Source organism: Pseudogemmobacter lacusdianii (assembly GCF_030848395.1).
In the GTDB taxonomy this organism is placed as follows: Bacteria; Pseudomonadota; Alphaproteobacteria; order Rhodobacterales; family Rhodobacteraceae; genus Pseudogemmobacter; species Pseudogemmobacter lacusdianii.
Map to the genome: position 1 here is coordinate 144,677 of NZ_JAVDBT010000007.1, position 18,021 is coordinate 162,697.

Here is an 18,021-nt window from a genome sequence, read left to right on the forward strand (position 1 = left end):
CAAAGGGGCCAAAGGGACGGGGCAGCCGCATGGATATTTCGCTGAATTTCGAGCGGCCAGAGCAAGGCCCCAGTTCGGGTCCGGTCTCGGTTGGCTGGTTTTTGACCTCGGACAAAGGCGCGGTGCTGTTTGATCCGCCGGAGCGCGTCAGCCAGCGCCAAACCAACCGCGCCCATGCCAAATCTGCCAGCCGCTGCCCCGCTGTGATCCAGCTGGAAAGCCGCTATTTCATGGTGAAATGCCCCTTCGATCTGCATATCGGCTTTGGCCGCGACGATAAGGGCAAGCCTGTCCTGATCAACCGCGCCGGGGCGGCCAGCTCGATCCGCTCTAACAAGCTGGGCGAGGTGCTAACGCTGGTCAATGAGAGCGAATGGCGTTACCCCGACCGCCCCACCGTTCAGCTGCAGCTGCCCTATTGCTTCATCGCCGATGAGATGGTCTTCGTCACTCAGCTCTCGGCCTTCCTGCACTATCGGCCCGACCCGCTGCCCGGCACGATCTTTGGCGGCCGCTTCCCAATCTCGATCTGGCCGCGCCCTTTGATGTGGGCCTTTGAATGGCATGAGCCCGGCAAAGACATCGTGCTGCGCCGGGGCGAGCCGCTGTTCTATTGCCAGTTCGAAGCCACTGACCCCAGCCGCCCTGTGCAACTGGTCGAGGCGGAAAAGACCGCTGATCTTGAGGCCTACCTAGAGAAAATCGGCGGGGTGGTGAATTACGTCAACCAGACCTTCAGCCTTTTCAAAGCCGCCGAGGCGCTTCGTCCGAAAAAGCTTCTGACCCCGAAACCGCGGGATTAGAGACGGTTTTCTTCGCCTTTTTCACCGCCGTAGGCTCGGCTTGGGCCAAAGCGCGGTCCAAGAAGGGCACCAGAAGTTTTGGATCGCCCCAAATCGAGACATGGATCTCGGGCTGGCCGTCTCCGGCCAGATGCTCGGGCGTCAGCATCACCACCCGCAGGCGCATCTTCTGGCCCGCCTCGATTGCGGGGGCAAGAATTTCACTGGCAACGGGGCCAAGCTGGCCAATGAAGCCGTCGCGCCAGACCGGAATGATGCCCATCCATGGCCGCACCACCCGCGCCCAAAGCCCAACCTGGCCGTCGGCCATGAGCCGCGGCACCACCGCATCGCCCATAGACAGCCGCGACCGGCCAATGTGCAGGGCGATGCCCTCCACCGGCACTTGCGGCAGAATCGGTTCGATGATGTCACGCATTACGCTCTCCGGAGTTTGGGGCAGATGCGCCACCATCACCGCAGGTTGCAACCCCCCGCGACAGGATGTCCGGTAAAACCGCCGATTGGGGGGCGCTCAATCGGCAACAAAAGGCCAAAGCTGCGGCTTAGAAAAATCCGACGCTTGCAGGCCCTTACCGCTTGAACCCCGACCGCCGCCGTCCCACATCTGGACCAAGGCCGATGCGGGCCGTGCCTTTCCAAGGGCGGCTGCAGGACGGTGCTTGAGAAAAGGAGACGACCGGATGAACATGGAAAAGTTCACGGAAAGGTCGCGCGGCTTCATTCAATCCGCGCAGACCATTGCGATGCGGGAAGGCCACCAGCGGGTGCTGCCGGACCATCTTCTCAAAGCCTTGATGGATGACGATCAAGGGCTTGCTGCCAATCTGATCCGCAAAGCCGGCGGTGCGCCCGAGCGGGTGAATGAGGCGATCAACGCCAGCATCGCCAAGCTGCCGAAAGTGTCGGGCGGCGACGGGCAGACCTATGTCGACCCCAGCCTTGTGCGCGTTTTGGATGAGGCTGAGCAGGTCGCCAAGAAGGCGGGCGACAGCTTTGTCCCGGTTGAGCGGCTTTTGACCGCGATGGCTTTGGTGAACACCCGCGCCAAGGATGCTTTGACCGCTGGTGCCGTGACGGCGCAGGGGCTGAACTCGGCCATCAATGATGTGCGCAAAGGGCGCACGGCCGATTCCGCCTCGGCCGAGGATACGATGGAGGCGCTGAGCAAATATGCCCGCGACCTGACCCAAGCCGCCCGCGATGGCAAGATTGACCCGATCATTGGCCGCGATGAAGAGATTCGCCGCGCCATGCAGGTGTTGTCGCGCCGCACCAAGAACAATCCGGTGCTGATTGGTGAGCCGGGGGTCGGTAAGACCGCCATCGCCGAAGGCCTCGCCCTGCGCATCGTCAACGGCGATGTGCCGGAATCTCTGCGCAACAAGAAGCTCATGGCCTTGGACATGGGCGCTTTGATTGCCGGTGCGAAGTATCGCGGTGAGTTTGAAGAGCGTCTGAAAGCGATCCTCAAAGAGATTGAAGCCGCTGCCGGTGAGATCATTCTCTTCATCGATGAGATGCACACGCTTGTGGGGGCCGGTAAGGCCGATGGCGCGATGGATGCCGCCAATCTAATCAAACCCGCGCTGGCGCGGGGGGAACTCCATTGCGTGGGTGCCACCACCTTGGACGAATACCGCAAACATGTGGAAAAGGACGCGGCTTTGGCCCGTCGTTTCCAGCCGGTTTTCGTCTCGGAGCCGACGGTCGAGGATACGATCTCGATCCTGCGGGGGATCAAAGAGAAATATGAGATGCACCACGGCGTGAAAATCGCCGACTCGGCTTTGGTCGCGGCGGCAACGCTGTCGCACCGCTATATCACCGACCGTTTCTTGCCCGATAAGGCCATCGATCTGGTCGATGAGGCCGCCAGCCGCCTGCGGATGGAGGTGGATTCGAAGCCCGAAGAACTGGACGCTTTGGATCGCCAGATCCTGCAGTTCCAGATCGAATCTGAGGCTTTGAAGAAAGAGGATGACGCGGCTTCGAAAGACCGGCTGGAGAAGCTGGAACGCGAACTGGCTGATCTGCAACAAAAATCCTCGGAGCTGACCGCCAAATGGCAGGCAGAGCGGGAAAGCTTGGAAGCAGCGCGCGGCTTGAAAGAGCAGCTTGACCAGTCGCGGGCTGAATTGGAGCAAGCCAAGCGTGAGGGCAATTTTGCCCGCGCCGGTGAGCTGCAATATGGCCGCATCCCGGAGCTTGAGAAAAAGCTGGGCGAGGCGGAGGGCCGCGAAGGCGATGCGATGGTGGCCGAGTCCGTGCGGCCCGAGCAGATCGCTGAAGTGGTCGAGCGTTGGACCGGCATCCCCACCACCAAGATGCTGGAGGGTGAACGCGACAAGCTTCTGCGCATGGAAGAGGAACTCGGCCGCCGGGTGATTGGCCAACACGCCGCCGTCGAGGCGGTGTCGAAAGCCGTGCGCCGCTCGCGTGCGGGCCTCTCGGATGAGAATAAGCCCTTGGGCTCGTTCCTGTTCCTTGGCCCAACCGGCGTGGGTAAGACCGAGCTGACCAAGGCCTTGGCCGAGTATCTCTTTGACGATGACACCGCGATGGTCCGCATCGATATGTCTGAATTCATGGAGAAACATGCGGTCAGCCGGTTGATCGGCGCGCCTCCGGGCTATGTCGGCTATGATGAGGGCGGGGTTCTGACCGAGGCTGTGCGGCGCAGGCCCTATCAAGTCGTGCTCTTCGATGAGGTCGAAAAGGCGCATCCGGATGTGTTCAACGTGCTCTTGCAGGTGCTGGATGACGGCATTCTGACCGATGGTCAGGGCCGCAAGGTCGATTTCAAACAAACCCTCATCATCTTGACCTCGAACCTTGGCGCGCGCTCTTTGAGCGAGCTGCCCGAGGGCGCTGATCCAACCCGTGCGCGGGCCGAGGTGATGGAAGCGGTGCGGAGCCATTTCCGCCCCGAATTCCTGAACCGTCTGGACGAGCAGATCATCTTCGATCGGCTGAACCGGGCGGATATGTCGGGCATCGTCGAGATCCAGTTGCGCCGCTTGGAAGAGCGTCTGGCGGGCCGCAAGATCTCGCTTGAGATCGATGCCGAGGCCAAGGCATGGCTGGCGGATGAGGGCTATGACCCGGTCTTTGGCGCCCGCCCGCTGAAGCGGGTGATCCAGCGCCACCTGCAAGACCCGCTGGCCGAGATGTTGTTGGCCGGTGAAGTGCTTGATGGTTCGACGGTCACGGTCAGCGCCGGTCCCGAAGGTCTGATCGTCGGCGACAAGCTGATCGCCAGCCGGCGCAGCCCGCCCGAACAGCATGTCGTTCACTAAGCTATAAAAAGGGGCCCTCGGGCCCCTTCTTTCTTCACTGTGGCGCTTACGCCGAGCGCAGGATCAGAAGATTATCCTCAACCGCTGCCGCGACGGCGGTGTAATGCGGCGTGCGACGCTCAGGATCGCCGCCAGAGCGCAAAATCAAAAGCTCGGCCTCTTTCACGACAGCTTCGGCCTGTTGCGTCGCAACTTCTAGCCGATCGCTGCGCACCGCCCGCAGCGGCTTGACCCGCTTGGCATCCGGCTTGCCGCCTTGGCTGGGCGAGACGCGCGGGGCGCTGGTGTCAAGATTCTGCTGTACGATCCGGTCAAGATCATTGGCGGCCTTGTTCAAGGCGGCTTTGATCGGCGCATAATCCCCGGTGTTTGGCAGTTGTCTCGCGATGCGTTTGTAATAGGTGCTGAGACAATCGATGCGGTAAACCCCCGCAACGCCACGGCCGCAGGTAACATTGGCTTCGGCCAAGACCTGCACGATCTTTGCGGTCGTATCGTCGCGCAGGCCCAAGGTGTTGGGACCGAAGTCTTCGCAATCCCCGCTGAAACCGGCCAAAATAACGCGGGCACCTTGGTCCAATAGGGCAAAGCCCTCATCGTCTCCACCGCCGCCTTCGCCACCCGTGTCTTCGTCATCGCCGCTGTCAGACGGTGGGCGATAATTATCGTCGCGACCGCCGTTGCGGCAATTGCTTTGCCAGACCAAACCCGAAGCGCCGTCGCGCAAGGGCGTGACTTCAAACTGCGGATGCAAGATCGGCAAAGGGCCCGCCAGAGCGCCGCTGGGCAGGAAGCTCAATCCAAAAAGCACTGCGACTAATTTAAGGCAAAGGCTTTTCATTTTGTCACTCCGCTTCAAAAATACCGTAGGCCGCAAGGACCGCACGACGCGTCCCCGGACCAAACGAACCGTCTATTTCACCTTCATAGAGGCCTTTTTCGGCCAAAACCCCTTGTAAGGCGGCCCAAGTTTGCTTGGGAAAGGCCTCAGGGCGGGCCAGAACCTCTTCAAGCGCCCGCGCACTGCCGCCGCGCAACGCGCCATAGATCAGATTGGCCGCCTCATCAGGGCCCATATCCTCGATCAAGCCATTGGCGGCAAAGCTGGCCACATTCACCATCGCTTCGGTATGGCCAAGATCCGCAGCTTGCCGGAACAGGCCCAGCGCTTTGCTTTTATCCGCCGTCAGGCCGAGCTCGCCAAAATAGGTCAGCACGCCCATATCATTCACCGCCGCCGCGATCCCGGCGTCAGCCGAGGCTTGATAAAGACCCAAAGCCCGGGCCGGATCGGCCGTGACGCCAAAGCCGCCCTCCAGCACTTTGGCCAAGCGATACTGCGCCTCAGGGTCGCCTTGGGCGGCGGCTTGTTCGAGCAAAGCAACCGCCCCGCTGGGATCGTAATTGGCATGCTGCCGGTCAAGCTTGGCCAATGCCAGCCCCACCACCGAGCGTGAATCCCCCGCATCTGCCAGCCGTTGCAGATTGGCCAGATCCTCATCGACGATGCGGGCCCAAGCCATTGCCAGATCTTCCACCCCGGCCTCACTTTCCACAGCGTCACCGCCAGTCAGAAAGAAGGGCTGTCCGGGCAAAGAGCCATAGGTGGCAGGCTCTTGCGCATTGCCGGTCGCGGCCAAAACATCGTCGCGGACCTGCCGAAACATCAGGCCAATCTCTAGCCCCTCGATCACGATGTTCTTGCGCAAAGCAATATTGAAGGGGCTATTCTCGCCATCGCCGTCCAGCGCCACGGCGCCATCTCGGGCGGCAAAGGCCACCAAAGTCCCCCGCTCGGGCGAGGGTGCTGCCAGCCCCCCTTTGCCCGTGGTGAGGCCCTTCGCCACCTCGGGGTCGCGCAGGTCGATCACATCGGGGAAAGGGTTGTCGCGGCAGCTGTCAAGAATAAGGATCGACATCTTCCGCGCGCCGTCCACAGCAGAGAGCATTTGGTCCATCGTCACCGAAGCGGTCACAATATCCTTGGCGCTCTGCACCTGAGCATCGATCGGGATCAGAAAGGTCGTGCCTTGAACCGAAACGCCATGTCCGGCGTAATAAATCAAAGCCAGATCCGCAGTTTCGGCCTTAAAGGCGAAATCTTGCAGTTGCGCCAAGGTCTCCTCCTTGGTCGCATCCATCGAAATATCGACGGCAAACCCCATCGTTTTCAGGTCAGCGGCCAGCGCTTTCACATCACTGAGGGTGTTTTTCAGCGGCGGCACGGACGAATAAGTCGACATGCCGATCACCAGAGCCACCCGGTCACTGGCGCGGGTTTCCCCGGCAGCGGGTGTCACAAAACAAATAACCAGAAACGGCAACAGCAGAAAAATGCGCATCATGAACAAAACCCAGCCAAAAATGGCCTAATGGCGCGAATCCTACTCTGGCCCATGCGAATCGGCAAAGGAATTACAGCGCGCATTTGCGGGCGGTTGCAGCTGGCTCAGCCAATTTTCGCCGCTCAGCGCGCCGGTGGTCAGACTTCTGTTGGCCTTAGCCCCTAAGCGCCCATGATGCCGCAAAGCGCCAAAGCTTGGCCCTTTATCGCGCAAATATCCCGATCACATCGCCAGAAAGAGGAGCCAAAGATGACTGTAGACGCCAAATATTGGACCGAGGCGAAGGCCAGCGGCGGCGGGCGCAATGGCATTGCCGGGCTGGTCAATGGCCAACTCACCGTCACCATGACCAGCCCAAAAGAGCTGGGCGGCTCGGGGCTGGGGCACAACCCGGAAGAGCTGTTCGCGGTGGGCTATGCCGCTTGCTACCTTGGCGCGATGCGCTTTGCTGCGGGGTCAGAAAAGCTTGGCACCGTGCCAGACACGGCAACGGTGAATGCCCATGTCGGCATCGGCCCGCGCTCGGACGGTGGTTTTGGCATCAAGGTAAAGCTGGTGGTCAGCCTGCCGGGGCTGGATCGCGCTGTGGCCGAAAAGATCGTCGAGCGCGGCCATTTCATCTGCCCCTATTCCAACGCCACCCGTGGCAATATCGAGGTTGAGACCCAGCTTCTGTAACCCTAAGGCACGCGACGCTTTTTACTTAGAAAAGCACGCGCTTAGGGAAAATGAACGGTAGATTTTCGGGCCCAGACCGACCAACCTTTGGCAAAAACCATAAGGGAGGATTCGTGATGACGACCGGCTTTTACTTCGACGAACATTGCCTTTGGCACACCACGGGCGAGCATGTGATCATCGCGCCAGTCGGCGGCTTTCTACAGCCGCCTTCGGGCGCGGGTCATGCCGAAAGCCCCGAGACCAAACGGCGGCTGAAGAACTTGGTCGAGGTCTCGGGCCTTGGCGATCAACTCTCATGGCGCAAGGCGCAAGCCCTGACCCGGGCCGAGATGGAGCGGATCCACCCCGCCAGCTATCTGGATAAGTTCAAGGCGCTCTCGGATGCCCAAGGTGGCAATGCGGGCTATTACTCGCCCTTTGGTCCGGGGTCTTTTGAGATTGCCGCCTTGTCGGCAGGACTGGTGAAGCAAGCGGTGTCGGACGTCTATCACCGGCACCTCGACAATGCCTATGTGATCTCGCGCCCGCCGGGGCACCATTGCCTGCCCGATGCGTCGATGGGCTTTTGCCTTTTGGCCAATATCCCCTTGGCGATCGAAGCCTTGCGGGCCGAGGTTGGCCCATTGCGCGTGGCGGTGGTGGATTGGGATGTGCACCACGGCAATGGCACTGAGGCCTGTTTCATCGACCGCGACGACACGCTGACCATCAGCCTGCATCAAGAAAACTGCTTCCCGCCCGATCAAGGCCGCGCCGAGACGCGGGGGCAAGGCCAAGGTGAGGGCTATAACCTTAACATCCCGCTTTTGCCGGGCGGTGGCCATCAGACCTATATGGACGCGTTTGAGCTGTTGGTCGCACCAGCATTGCGCGCCTTCAAGCCTGATATGATCATTGTCGCCTCGGGGCTGGATGCCAATTCCTTTGACCCCTTGGCACGGATGCAGGCGCATTCCGACACTTTCCGCGCCATGGCTTGCCAGATCAAAGCCTTGGCCGATGAATTGTGTGACGGCCGGGTCTTGGCCGCGCATGAAGGCGGCTATGCCGAAGGCTATGTCCCCTTCTGCGGCCTTGCGATCATCGAAGAATTCTCTCGCCACCGCACTAAGGTCCAAGATCCCTTCCTAGAGATTTTGCAGGCCCAGCAACCGCCCGCAGATTTCATTGCCTATCAGCGCCAAAGGCTTCAAGCGCAGGCGAAGGCCGCGGGCTTGGTGAGCTGATCGCCTTCCATCGGACCAAAACCTGCGGGCCAAAGAATTTACCCCGGCCCGCAGTTTTTGACGCATTGTCACATAGGCTTCACAAAACTCTGACATGACCGTCACATAAACGTCCTATCCGGGGCGCGGTCGTTCCATGCGGCCACAGGACATTCAGGAGATACTGATGAAATCCGTGATGCTCACCGCTTCGGCGCTCGCCATGGCCGCGATGACCGCTGGCGTGGCTCAGGCCCGCGACAATATCCAAATCAGCGGCTCGTCCACCGTGCTGCCCTATGCCACCATCGTGGCCGAGGCTTTTGGTGAGAACTTTGACTTCGCCACCCCGGTGGTCGAAGGCGGCGGCTCGGGTGCCGGCCGTAAGAACATGTGCCAAGGCGTCGGCGAAAACACCATCGACATCGCCAACTCCTCGAGCCGCATCAAGCAAAGCGACATCGATCTGTGCGCCGCCAATGGCGTGGCCGAGATCATGGAAGTCCGCTTTGGCTATGACGGCATCGTCTTTGCCTCGGACATCGCTGGCCCGGACTTCGCCTATACCCCGGCGCAATGGTTCAACGCCCTTGCAAAAGACGTGGTGAAAGACGGCGCGATCGTTGCCAACCCGAACAAAACCTGGGCTGACGTTGACGCGGCTCTGCCGGCGCAAGACATCCTTGCTTTCATCCCCGGCACCAAACACGGCACCCGCGAAGTCTTCGACGAGAAAGTCATCGTGCAAGGCTGTGAAGACAGCGGCGCATACGAAGCTTTCGTCGCTGCCTCGACCGCAGCAGACGATTCGGCCAAGGCTGACGAAGCCGAAGACAAGTGCATGGCTCTGCGCACCGACGGCGTTTCGGTCGACATCGACGGCGACTACACCGAGACCCTGGCCCGCATCGGCGCCAACAAAAACGCCATCGGCGTCTTTGGCCTGTCCTTCTACCAAAACAACTCGGACAAGCTGAAAGTCGCAACCATGTCGGGCGTCGTGCCGACGGTTGAGGCAATCGCAAGCGGTGACTATCCGGTCTCGCGCCCGCTGTTCTTCTACGTTAAGAAGGCGCACTTCGGCGTCATTCCGGGCCTGAAAGAATATGTCGAGTTCTTCGTGAGCGACGACATGGCTGGTCCCGATGGCCCGATGGCGGCCTACGGTCTGGTGTCTGACCCGGAGCTGGCGGCGACCCAAGCTGCTGTCGCTGCGGAAACCCCGATGGGCCCGCTGGAATAAACCAAGCCGTTGGAAGATGGCGGCACGCTCCCTGCCGCCATCTTTCACATCCAAGCCCCTCCTTAACGGACGTGGACCATGAGCATAGCTCTTCTGACGCTGATCATTCTGGGCCTTTCCGCCCTAGGTTACCTTTTGGGCCGTCAACGGGCCCTTGCTGCCGTTGAGGGGGATGCACGCAAACTGCACTCCCTGCCGTCCTATTACGGGGCCTCGGTCTTCCTTTTCACCGCTTTGCCGGCCTTCCTGACGCTGCTTGTTTGGCTGATCGCCCAGCCGCTGCTGATCGAGCGCTCGGTCGCTGGCATGATTACCCCTGCCGATATTCCCGCAGGCACCACGCTCTCCTTGGTGATGAGCGATGTGCAGCGGATCGCCGTTGGAACCGAGCAACTGGTCGCCGATGGCATGTCCGAGACCGAGCTTGCCGCTTTGCAAGCCGATCCGGCTGGCCTGCGCTCGGCGCTGGGTCGTCTGGGCGTCTCTGTGGCCGAGACCACCACCCCCAATGTGCTTGAGGCCGCCAAGGCCTATCGCGCCTCGGCCAGCCTTGGCCATTTTGGCATGATCGTCGCCGCTTTGGCGCTGGCAGTCGCCGGGCTTTTGATCTCGGCCTTCCGGGTCACGCCCGAGCTCCGCGCCCGCAACATCGTTGAATCCTTCATCCGCGTCTTGCTGATCGGGGCCTCGACCGTCGCCATTCTGACCACGCTTGGCATTGTCTTCTCGCTGGTCTTCGAATCCTGGCACTTCTTCCAACTCTACCCGGCGAAAGACTTTTTCTTCTCGCTGACCTGGAACCCGAAATTCGGCGGCGGCTCGTCGCTGGGGGTTTGGCCGCTGGTCTGGGGCACGCTTTATGTCTCCTTCGTGGCCTTGGTCATCGCGGTGCCTCTGGGCATCCTTTCGGCAATCTATCTGTCGGAATATGCTTCTCCCACCGTCCGCAGCGTCGCCAAGCCCTTGCTTGAGATCCTCGCCGGTATCCCCTCGATCGTTTACGGCCTCTTCGCGCTGGTGACGGTTGGCCCCTTGCTGCGCGATTGGCTCGCCATGCCTTTGGGTCTGGGCGCGAGCTCGTCTTCGGTGGCGACCGCGGGTCTGGTGATGGGGATCATGCTGATCCCTTATGTCTCTTCGCTCTCCGATGACATCATCAACTCGGTGCCGCAGAGCTTGCGCGATGGGTCTTACGCCATCGGGGCAACCCCTTCGGAAACCGTGCGCCAAGTCGTCCTGCCCGCCGCCCTTCCCGGCATCGTGGGCGCGGTGCTCTTGGCCGCCAGCCGCGCTATTGGTGAGACGATGATCGTGGTGATGGGCGCAGGGGCCGCGGCAAAACTTTCGATGAACCCGTTTGAGGCGATGACCACCGTCACCGTCAAAATCGTCAGCCAGCTGACCGGCGACACCGAATTTGCCAGCCCTGAGACCTTGGTTGCCTTCGCCCTTGGCCTGACGCTCTTCGTCTTCACCCTTGGCTTGAACATTCTGGCGCTCTTCATCGTGCGCAAATATCGCGAGCAATACGAATGACCGAGATATCGCAACAAGCAGAGCCGCCGGTAAAATCGCTGTTTGAGTCCGATCTGCGCACCCGCCGCCGCAATGCCGCTGAAACCCGGTTTCGGCTTTACGGCATGGCGGCAGTCGCGATGGGCATCTTCGCACTGATCTTCTTGCTGGTCTCGGTGCTGGGCAACGGGGTTTCCTCGTTCCGCCAAACCAGCATTGAGTTGCAAGTCACGCTGGACGAAGCGGTGTTGGACAAAACCGGCAGCCGTGACCCCGAGGTGATGAAGAAGGTCACAACCATCGGCTATGGCAAGATTTTGGATCAAGCCTTGGCCGATACTTTGGCCGCCCATGACATCGACGTCTCGGCCCTGACGCCCAAGCAGCTTTCGGGCATGAAGTCGGACGAGGCCCCGCGCCGCTTGCGCGATCTGGTGTTGGCCGACCCCTCGCTGGTGGGCCAAACCATCACCTTCCACGCGCTGGCCACCAGCCGCATCGACGGCTTTGAGAAAGGCCGTGTGACGATGGAAAGCGCCAAGCTCGACAGCAATATCTCGGTCGAGCAGTTGGAAGTGGCGCAGGCGATGAAGGACAAAGGCCTGTTGTCGATGCCCTTCAACTGGGGCTTCTTCACCAGCGCCGATGCTTCGGAGCTGCGTCCTGAAGCAGCAGGTGTTGGCGTCGCCATGCTCGGCTCGCTTTACATGATGCTGATCGTGCTGGTGCTGTCGCTGCCGATCGGTGTTGCCGCCTCGATCTATCTTGAGGAACTGGCACCCCAGAACCGTTGGACCGATATCATCGAGGTGAATATCGCCAACCTCGCCGCGGTTCCGGCGATCGTTTACGGCATTCTGGCTTTGGCCCTGTTCATCAACTTCCTTGGCCTGCCGCAATCGGCACCGATGGTTGGTGGCCTTGTGCTGACGCTGATGACGCTGCCGACCATCATCATCGCCACCCGCGCCGCGCTGAAAGCCGTGCCGCCCTCGATCCGCGATGCGGCTTTGGGTGTGGGCGCCAGCCGGATGCAGACCATCTTCCACCATGTGCTGCCCTTGGCGATGCCCGGCATCCTGACCGGCACCATCCTTGGCCTTGCCCGCGCCTTGGGCGAGAGCGCGCCTTTGCTGCTGATTGGCATGGTGGCTTTCGTAAAAGACTACCCCTCGGCCCCGCCTGCCGGTCTGATGGAACCCGCCTCGGCTTTGCCGGTTCAGGTTTACCAATGGACCCAAAGGGCCGATCCTGCGTTTGTAGAACGGGCCTCCGGTGCGATCATCGTGCTGCTGGTTTTCCTTGTTGCGATGAACGCGACCGCAATCCTCCTTCGCCGCCGCTTCGAGCGCCGCTGGTGATCTGACAGGCTAATGGACATGAACCTCATGCAAACCCCAGTTTCCGACACCACCGCCCTTAAGCCCCGCATCACGGCCTCGGGCGTGCAGGTCTATTATGACACCAACCACGCGTTGAAGGATGTCTCGGTCAATATCCTTGACCGGACCACCACCGCCTTCATCGGCCCTTCGGGCTGCGGCAAAAGCACCTTCCTGCGCTGCCTCAACCGGATGAACGACACCGTGGCCTCGGCCCGGGTCGAGGGGAAGATCCTGCTCGACGGGCAGGACATCTACGACAAGCGCGTCGATCCGGTGCAATTGCGCGCCCGCATCGGCATGGTGTTCCAAAAACCGAACCCCTTCCCCAAGTCGATCTATGACAACGTGGCTTATGGCCCGCGCATCCACGGTCTGGCCCGCAACAAGGCCGAGCTGGATGAGATCGTGGAAACCTCGCTGCGCCGTGCTGCTTTGTGGAACGAGGTGAAAGACCGCCTCTCCGCCCCCGGCACCGGGCTTTCGGGTGGCCAACAGCAGCGCCTTTGCATCGCCCGCGCCGTGGCGACCGGCCCCGAGGTTCTGCTGATGGACGAGCCCTGCTCGGCCTTGGACCCGATCGCCACCGCCCAAGTCGAGGCGCTGATTGATGAGCTGCGCGAGCAGTATTCCGTCGTCATCGTGACCCATTCGATGCAGCAAGCTGCCCGTGTCAGCCAAAAAACCGCCTTCTTCCACCTTGGAAATCTGGTGGAATACGGCGACACTCAGCAGATCTTTACCAACCCGCAAGATCCGCGCACCGAAAGCTATATCACCGGACGGATCGGCTAAGAGCATGGCGATGACCCCCGACACCCCGCATATCTCCTCGGCCTTCGACCGTGAGATCGATGCGCTTTTGGCCAAGCTGACGCTGATGAGCGGTCTGGTCGAGCGCGCTTTGGTCGACAGCGCCGTCGCGCTTGAGGCGCAAGACACCGACGCGGCCGAGCGGATGATCCGCGCCGATAAGGACATCGACGCGCTGGATGAGCAGATCAATCTGGATGCCGCCGGGCTGATCGCACGGCGCAGCCCCACGGCCAGCGATCTGCGGCTGATCTTGGCGGTGATGCGCACCTCCTCCAGCCTTGAGCGGGTGGGCGATCTGGCCAAGAACGTCGCCAAGCGCACCCTGCCTTTGGCGCAAAGCCGCCAGGTCGAAGGCGCCACCAGCACCATCCGCCGCATGGCCAAGATGGTGGCGGTGATGCTGGAAGAGGCGATGCGCGCCCTGACCCGCAAAGATGCCGTGCTGGCCGCCGATGTGCGCGCCCGCGATCTCGACATCGACACGATGTACAATACGCTCTTCCGCTCTTTGCTGACGCATATGCTGGAGAACCAGTCCAACATCACCCCGGCGATGCATCTGCATTTCATCGCCAAGAACATCGAGCGCGCTGGCGACCATGCGACCGGGATTGCCGAACAGGCGATCTATCTCGCCACGGGTGAGCTGCCCAGCGACGCCCGCCCCAAGGCCGAGGCCTTGGGAAGCACAGCGCCGAAGGCGTAAGACGGCTATAAGTGATGCAAAAGGGCGGCCCGATCTGGGCCGCCCTTAATCTTTGTAAACAACCCGTTCAGTTGTTGTTGATGTCGCGGTCCCAGATCTTCACCTGCCCCTCGCGCACGCCGACCAAGCGGCGAACCACGAACCAAGCCACGGCCGAGGACAGAGCGAAGATCACCAAAAGCACCGGAAGTGAGCTGGCCAGCCCGGTCATCACAACGATGCCGGTGACCCCGGCCCCGATCGCAAAGCCAAGGAAAAAGAACCCCGGCGCAAAGATCTCAATGATTGCCAGCACCAGTCCGGCCACGATCCATGCCCACCAAATCGCCCAGATCTGCCCCGCCATCTACGGCCTACCTTTCAGCATTTTGAACGCATCCCCGAAGGATTCCAAAAGGTTGGCAGGCAGCAAGATGGTTTGTTTGCCATGGCCCGCCGCAATTGCCTGCATCGCTTCGACCTGCTTCAGCGCCACTTGATATTGCGCCGCCTCAAGCCCGCTTTCTTTGATGGTCTCAGCAATCACGCCCGTTGCATAGGCCTCGGCATCGGCTGTGACGCGCTTGGCTTTGGCCTGTTGCTCGGCGGCATAAAGCTCGGCATCGGCGGCAAGCTCGACCGAGCGTTTCTTGCCCTCGGCCTCCATCACCTGCGCGCGCCGCGCCCGTTCGGCGTTCAGCTGCTGCAACATCGCCGCGCGGGTCGCTTCATCAAGGTTAACGTCCAAGATCTCGGCCCGCGTCACCTCGACGCCCCAGTCATCGACCATCGCAGTGACCTGCTCGCGCACCCGCTCAATCAGCTGCGCCCGGTTCGACTGCACCTGATCCAGTTCCAACTTACCAATCTCGCTGCGCACGATCCCGGCGACCGTGGTGGCAATTGCGCCATCCACATCGCGGATCCGGTAGACGGTCTTTTCCGGCTCCGTCACCCGGTAGAACACCGAAGTTTCCACCTTTACCAAGACGTTATCGGCGGTGATGGCGTCTTGGCTGGCGGTCGGCAATTGCCGTTCCAGCACCGAGACGCGATGCGCGATCCGGTCAAGGAAAGGCACCACGAAGTTGATCCCCGGCCCCAGCACCGCCCGCAATCGGCCAAAGCGCTCGACCACATGCTTTTCGCTTTGCGGCACGATCCGTACGCCAAGGAAAACGCACAGGACGACGAAGAGCGCGAAGCTAATCCCCACCCAGCTGCCGCCGCTTAAACCTTCCACCAATTCCATGACTTGCCCCTGAATATAATCGAACAATTGCGATTTATTCTGCGGCCTAACCGGCCATGGCGCAAGTGGCGTTGCCCTGCGGCCCGCCGCATGCTCCACTGGCGCAAAGGAGCGCCGATGCAACGGATTGATTTGAACGCCGATCTTGGCGAGGGGATCGGAGATGATGCGGCGATGCTGGGTCTGGTGAGCTCGGCCAATATCGCCTGTGGCGGCCATGCCTCGGACCCTTCGCTGATGCTGGCCAGCTTGCAATTGGCCAAGGCGCGCGGCGTTCAGATCGGCGCGCACCCGGGCTATGCCGACCCTGCCAATTTCGGCCGTGTGGTTGTGCCGATGGAACCAGCGGTAATCCGCGCGATGGTTGCGGCCCAGATCGGCGCCTTGCAAGGCGTGGCGCGGCTCTGCGGCGCTAAGGTGGCTTATGTGAAAGCCCATGGCGCTTTGGCCAATCTGGCCGCCGATCAGCGCCCGGTGGCGGATGCGATTGCTGAGACGGCGGCTTCAGCCGGGCTCGGATTGCTGGCCATCTCGGGAACCGAGTTACAGGCGGCGGGTGAGGCCGCGGGGATCACCACCACGGCCGAGATCTTTGCCGATCGCGCCTATCTCGCCACCGGCCGCTTGGTGCCGCGCAGCCATCCGCAAGCGATGATCCATGACCCAAAAGCGGCTCTAACACGGCTGATTTCCTATCTCGACACCGGGCTCATGCCGGTGATCGACGGAGAGCCCATCGCGCTTCAGGCGCAATCCATCTGCATCCACGGCGACAGCCCCGAGGCGGTGCAAATGGCCCGCGTGATCCGCGCCGGGCTGGCCGAGCGCGGCATCTCGGTGGCCAGTTTTGTCTAAGGACAGCCCCAGAGCACCCCGCTTTCTACCCGTTGGGGATCAGGCGGTGATGCTGGAATTCGCCACTGCGATCGACAAAGAAGCGCATCGCGCCGTCTTGGCACTTGATGCGGCTTTGGCGGCTCAGCCCTTTGCAGGCTTCATCGAAGCCGTGCCTGCATTCGTGACTCTGCTGGTGCGATTTGATCCGCTCGTGACAGATCGCGCAACCGTCGAGCAGCACCTGAAAACGCTAAATTCAGCTGCATTAGAGACTGTTCTTGCCGGAAACCGGCACGAAGTTTCGGTGGTCTATGACGGCTCTGACCTTGCCGAGGTCGCCCGGCAATGCGGCCTTTCGGAGGCCGAGGTTGCCCGCTGCCATCAATCTGGCACCTATGAAGTTGCGATGTATGGCTTTGCGCCGGGATATGCTTATCTCTCGGGCCTTCCGGCACCCTTGGCGATTGATCGCAAACCCAACGCGGTGCGCAATGTGCCAGCCGGATCGGTCATCATCGCAGGCGGTATGTGCCTGATCACCACCCTCACCATGCCGACTGGCTGGTGGCGCATCGGCAGGACCGACGCACAAGTGCTGACCGGCAATCCTGACCGCCCCTTCGCCTTTGCGGTGGGCGATAAGATCCAGTTCAACGAGGCCAAAAATGGTCTCTAACAAGGCAGAAATCGAGGTCCTTGAGGCGGGTCCGCATGTGACGCTGCAAGATGCGGGGCGTCCGGGTCTGATGCGCTTTGGCGTGCCAAACTCGGGGCCGATGGACCGCAAGGCCTTGACCATTGCCAACACCGCGCTCGGCAATCCAGCCGGACAAAGCGGCATCGAGGTCTCGCCCGCTGGGCTGCGACTTCGGCTAACACGCGGCACATTAACTCTGGCCATCGCGGGAGGTGGCTTTGCCGTGTCTCGCAATGGTCAGGCTTTGCGGGCCTGGCAGGTTGTCACCTTACAGCAGGGCGATGAGCTTACTTTGCGCCCCGGCCCTTGGGGAAGCTGGTGCTGCCTTGCCGTCGCAGGCCAGTTGGAGGCGGACACTTGGCTCGGCGCCACGGCGACCCACGGGCTCAGCGGTTTAGGCGGTGGGGCGTTGCGGGCAGGCCAAAGTCTAACAGTAAATGAGTGCCGAACACTGCCGGAAAGGCCCATTCCTTGCCCGGTGTTCTGCCGTCCGCGCAGGCGACTGAATGTCATACTTGGGCCGCAGGATGCGCTTTTCAGCGATGGAACCGTTGCGCGCTTCCTAAGCCAAACCTTCCGCCTCACCGCCGCCTTTGACCGCATGGGCCAGCGCCTCGCCGGGCCTAACATCGCGCCGGAGGCCGCACTTGGCATCCCCTCGCAAGGGCTGACGCGTGGCGCGGTGCAGGTCTCGGGCGATGGCATCGCCTCGATCCTGATGGCCGATCATCAGACCACCGGCGGCTATCCCAAGATTGCGACCGTGCTTTTGGATGACACCGACGGGCTGGCGCAGCTGCGCCCCGGTGATGCGATCTCATTCACCGCCATCACCCCCGCCAAGGCGGTGCAGCTTGCCCGCCAACGCGCCCGCGCTTTTCAATGCTATCTGGCACAGCTGGCTTCACATTAACCTCAAAGGTCCGCTGCGTTCCCGCCCGCCGCCGCCTTGCACATCTTTCGCCCGCTTCCGCTTCAGGATAGCTTGCCCGCAATCCAACCTGCGAGGCTTCCATGACTCAGCGCCTGCATCTTGTCTTTGGCGGAGAGCTTGTCGATCCGCAGCGCAACGTCTTTCGTGACGTGTCGCAGCTGCATGTGGTCGGGCTGTTCCCCGATTACGAAACCGCTTTCAACGCTTGGAAGGCCGAGGCCCAGCGCACCGTCGATAATGCCCATATGCGCTATTTCATCGCCGACATCAGCCGCTTGCAGGAGCAAAACGGCGCACCGAACGCAGGCTCTGGACCGGGCTGAGCAT

At 61.4% G+C, this 18,021-nt stretch carries 18 protein-coding genes; 13 read left to right on the forward strand and 5 right to left on the reverse strand.

Annotated elements, in window-relative coordinates:
- Positions 1-29: 29 nt before the first annotated feature.
- Positions 30-803 (forward strand): hypothetical protein, encoded by a 774-nt coding sequence (locus Q9295_RS09125; protein ID WP_306680233.1) that lies wholly within the window; start codon positions 30-32, stop codon positions 801-803.
- Here the strand turns inward: Q9295_RS09125 and Q9295_RS09130 are convergent.
- Positions 745-1,221 carry a hypothetical protein gene (locus Q9295_RS09130; protein WP_306680234.1) on the reverse strand — a complete coding sequence of 159 codons (477 nt, stop codon included), beginning with the start codon at positions 1,219-1,221 and terminating at the stop codon, positions 745-747. The genes Q9295_RS09125 and Q9295_RS09130 overlap by 59 nt on opposite strands.
- Positions 1,222-1,486: 265 nt before the next feature.
- Between Q9295_RS09130 and clpB the strand changes: the two genes are divergently transcribed.
- Positions 1,487-4,102 (forward strand): ATP-dependent chaperone ClpB, encoded by a 2,616-nt coding sequence (clpB, locus tag Q9295_RS09135; protein ID WP_306680235.1) that lies wholly within the window; start codon positions 1,487-1,489, stop codon positions 4,100-4,102.
- A 46-nt stretch (positions 4,103-4,148) separates the two neighbouring features.
- Here clpB and Q9295_RS09140 read toward each other — a convergent pair whose 3' ends face one another.
- Together Q9295_RS09140 and Q9295_RS09145 are read right to left on the reverse strand one after the other, a co-directional pair.
- The gene (locus tag Q9295_RS09140; protein ID WP_306680236.1) at positions 4,149-4,943 is read right to left on the reverse strand and encodes a hypothetical protein; all 795 of its coding nucleotides are present in this window, start codon (positions 4,941-4,943) and stop codon (positions 4,149-4,151) included.
- A 4-nt stretch (positions 4,944-4,947) separates the two neighbouring features.
- Positions 4,948-6,447, reverse strand: coding sequence for a caspase family protein (locus Q9295_RS09145; protein ID WP_306680237.1), 1,500 nt, complete (start codon positions 6,445-6,447; stop codon positions 4,948-4,950).
- Between the two features lie 249 nt (positions 6,448-6,696).
- On the opposite strand from Q9295_RS09145, the gene Q9295_RS09150 reads away from it, so the two are divergent.
- The 7 genes from Q9295_RS09150 to phoU all read left to right on the forward strand — a co-directional run bounded on the left by Q9295_RS09150 (position 6,697) and on the right by phoU (position 13,995).
- Positions 6,697-7,125 carry an organic hydroperoxide resistance protein gene (locus tag Q9295_RS09150; protein ID WP_306680238.1) on the forward strand — a complete coding sequence of 143 codons (429 nt, stop codon included), beginning with the start codon at positions 6,697-6,699 and terminating at the stop codon, positions 7,123-7,125.
- 116 nt (positions 7,126-7,241) lie between these two features.
- Positions 7,242-8,354, forward strand: a complete 1,113-nt coding sequence (locus Q9295_RS09155) for a histone deacetylase-like amidohydrolase (protein ID WP_306680239.1) — start codon at positions 7,242-7,244, stop codon at positions 8,352-8,354.
- A 166-nt stretch (positions 8,355-8,520) separates the two neighbouring features.
- Positions 8,521-9,576: a substrate-binding domain-containing protein gene (locus Q9295_RS09160; RefSeq protein ID WP_306680240.1), complete on the forward strand. Its 1,056-nt coding sequence runs from the start codon at positions 8,521-8,523 to the stop codon at positions 9,574-9,576.
- Positions 9,577-9,654: 78 nt separating this feature from the next.
- Positions 9,655-11,112, forward strand: a complete 1,458-nt coding sequence (gene pstC / locus Q9295_RS09165; protein ID WP_306680241.1) for a phosphate ABC transporter permease subunit PstC — start codon at positions 9,655-9,657, stop codon at positions 11,110-11,112.
- On the forward strand, positions 11,109-12,452 hold the full coding sequence (gene pstA / locus Q9295_RS09170; RefSeq protein ID WP_306680242.1) for a phosphate ABC transporter permease PstA: 1,344 nt from the start codon (positions 11,109-11,111) through the stop codon (positions 12,450-12,452). The genes pstC and pstA overlap by 4 nt, the downstream gene beginning before the upstream one ends.
- An 18-nt stretch (positions 12,453-12,470) precedes the next feature.
- Positions 12,471-13,268: a phosphate ABC transporter ATP-binding protein PstB gene (gene pstB / locus Q9295_RS09175; protein ID WP_373457446.1), complete on the forward strand. Its 798-nt coding sequence runs from the start codon at positions 12,471-12,473 to the stop codon at positions 13,266-13,268.
- Between the two features lie 10 nt (positions 13,269-13,278).
- The gene (gene phoU, locus Q9295_RS09180) at positions 13,279-13,995 is read left to right on the forward strand and encodes a phosphate signaling complex protein PhoU (protein WP_306680245.1); all 717 of its coding nucleotides are present in this window, start codon (positions 13,279-13,281) and stop codon (positions 13,993-13,995) included.
- A 67-nt stretch (positions 13,996-14,062) separates the two neighbouring features.
- Here the strand turns inward: phoU and Q9295_RS09185 are convergent, their stop codons facing one another.
- The gene (locus Q9295_RS09185) at positions 14,063-14,341 is read right to left on the reverse strand and encodes an NfeD family protein (RefSeq protein ID WP_306680246.1); all 279 of its coding nucleotides are present in this window, start codon (positions 14,339-14,341) and stop codon (positions 14,063-14,065) included.
- Positions 14,342-15,226 carry an SPFH domain-containing protein gene (locus tag Q9295_RS09190; protein ID WP_306680247.1) on the reverse strand — a complete coding sequence of 295 codons (885 nt, stop codon included), beginning with the start codon at positions 15,224-15,226 and terminating at the stop codon, positions 14,342-14,344.
- A gap of 117 nt (positions 15,227-15,343) precedes the next feature.
- Between Q9295_RS09190 and Q9295_RS09195 the strand changes: the two genes are divergently transcribed.
- The 4 genes from Q9295_RS09195 (at position 15,344) to Q9295_RS09210 (ending at position 18,017) form a co-directional block, all read left to right on the forward strand.
- The gene (locus Q9295_RS09195) at positions 15,344-16,081 is read left to right on the forward strand and encodes a LamB/YcsF family protein (RefSeq protein WP_306680248.1); all 738 of its coding nucleotides are present in this window, start codon (positions 15,344-15,346) and stop codon (positions 16,079-16,081) included.
- Entirely contained in the window at positions 16,074-16,739 is a 666-nt protein-coding gene (locus Q9295_RS09200) for a 5-oxoprolinase subunit B family protein (protein ID WP_306680249.1), read from the forward strand. Before Q9295_RS09195 ends, Q9295_RS09200 begins: the two co-directional genes overlap by 8 nt.
- Positions 16,729-17,673 (forward strand): 5-oxoprolinase subunit C family protein, encoded by a 945-nt coding sequence (locus Q9295_RS09205; protein WP_306680250.1) that lies wholly within the window; start codon positions 16,729-16,731, stop codon positions 17,671-17,673. Before Q9295_RS09200 ends, Q9295_RS09205 begins: the two co-directional genes overlap by 11 nt.
- 101 nt (positions 17,674-17,774) lie before the next feature.
- Positions 17,775-18,017: a DUF4170 domain-containing protein gene (locus tag Q9295_RS09210; protein WP_306680251.1), complete on the forward strand. Its 243-nt coding sequence runs from the start codon at positions 17,775-17,777 to the stop codon at positions 18,015-18,017.
- The last annotated feature ends 4 nt before the right edge of the window (positions 18,018-18,021 follow it).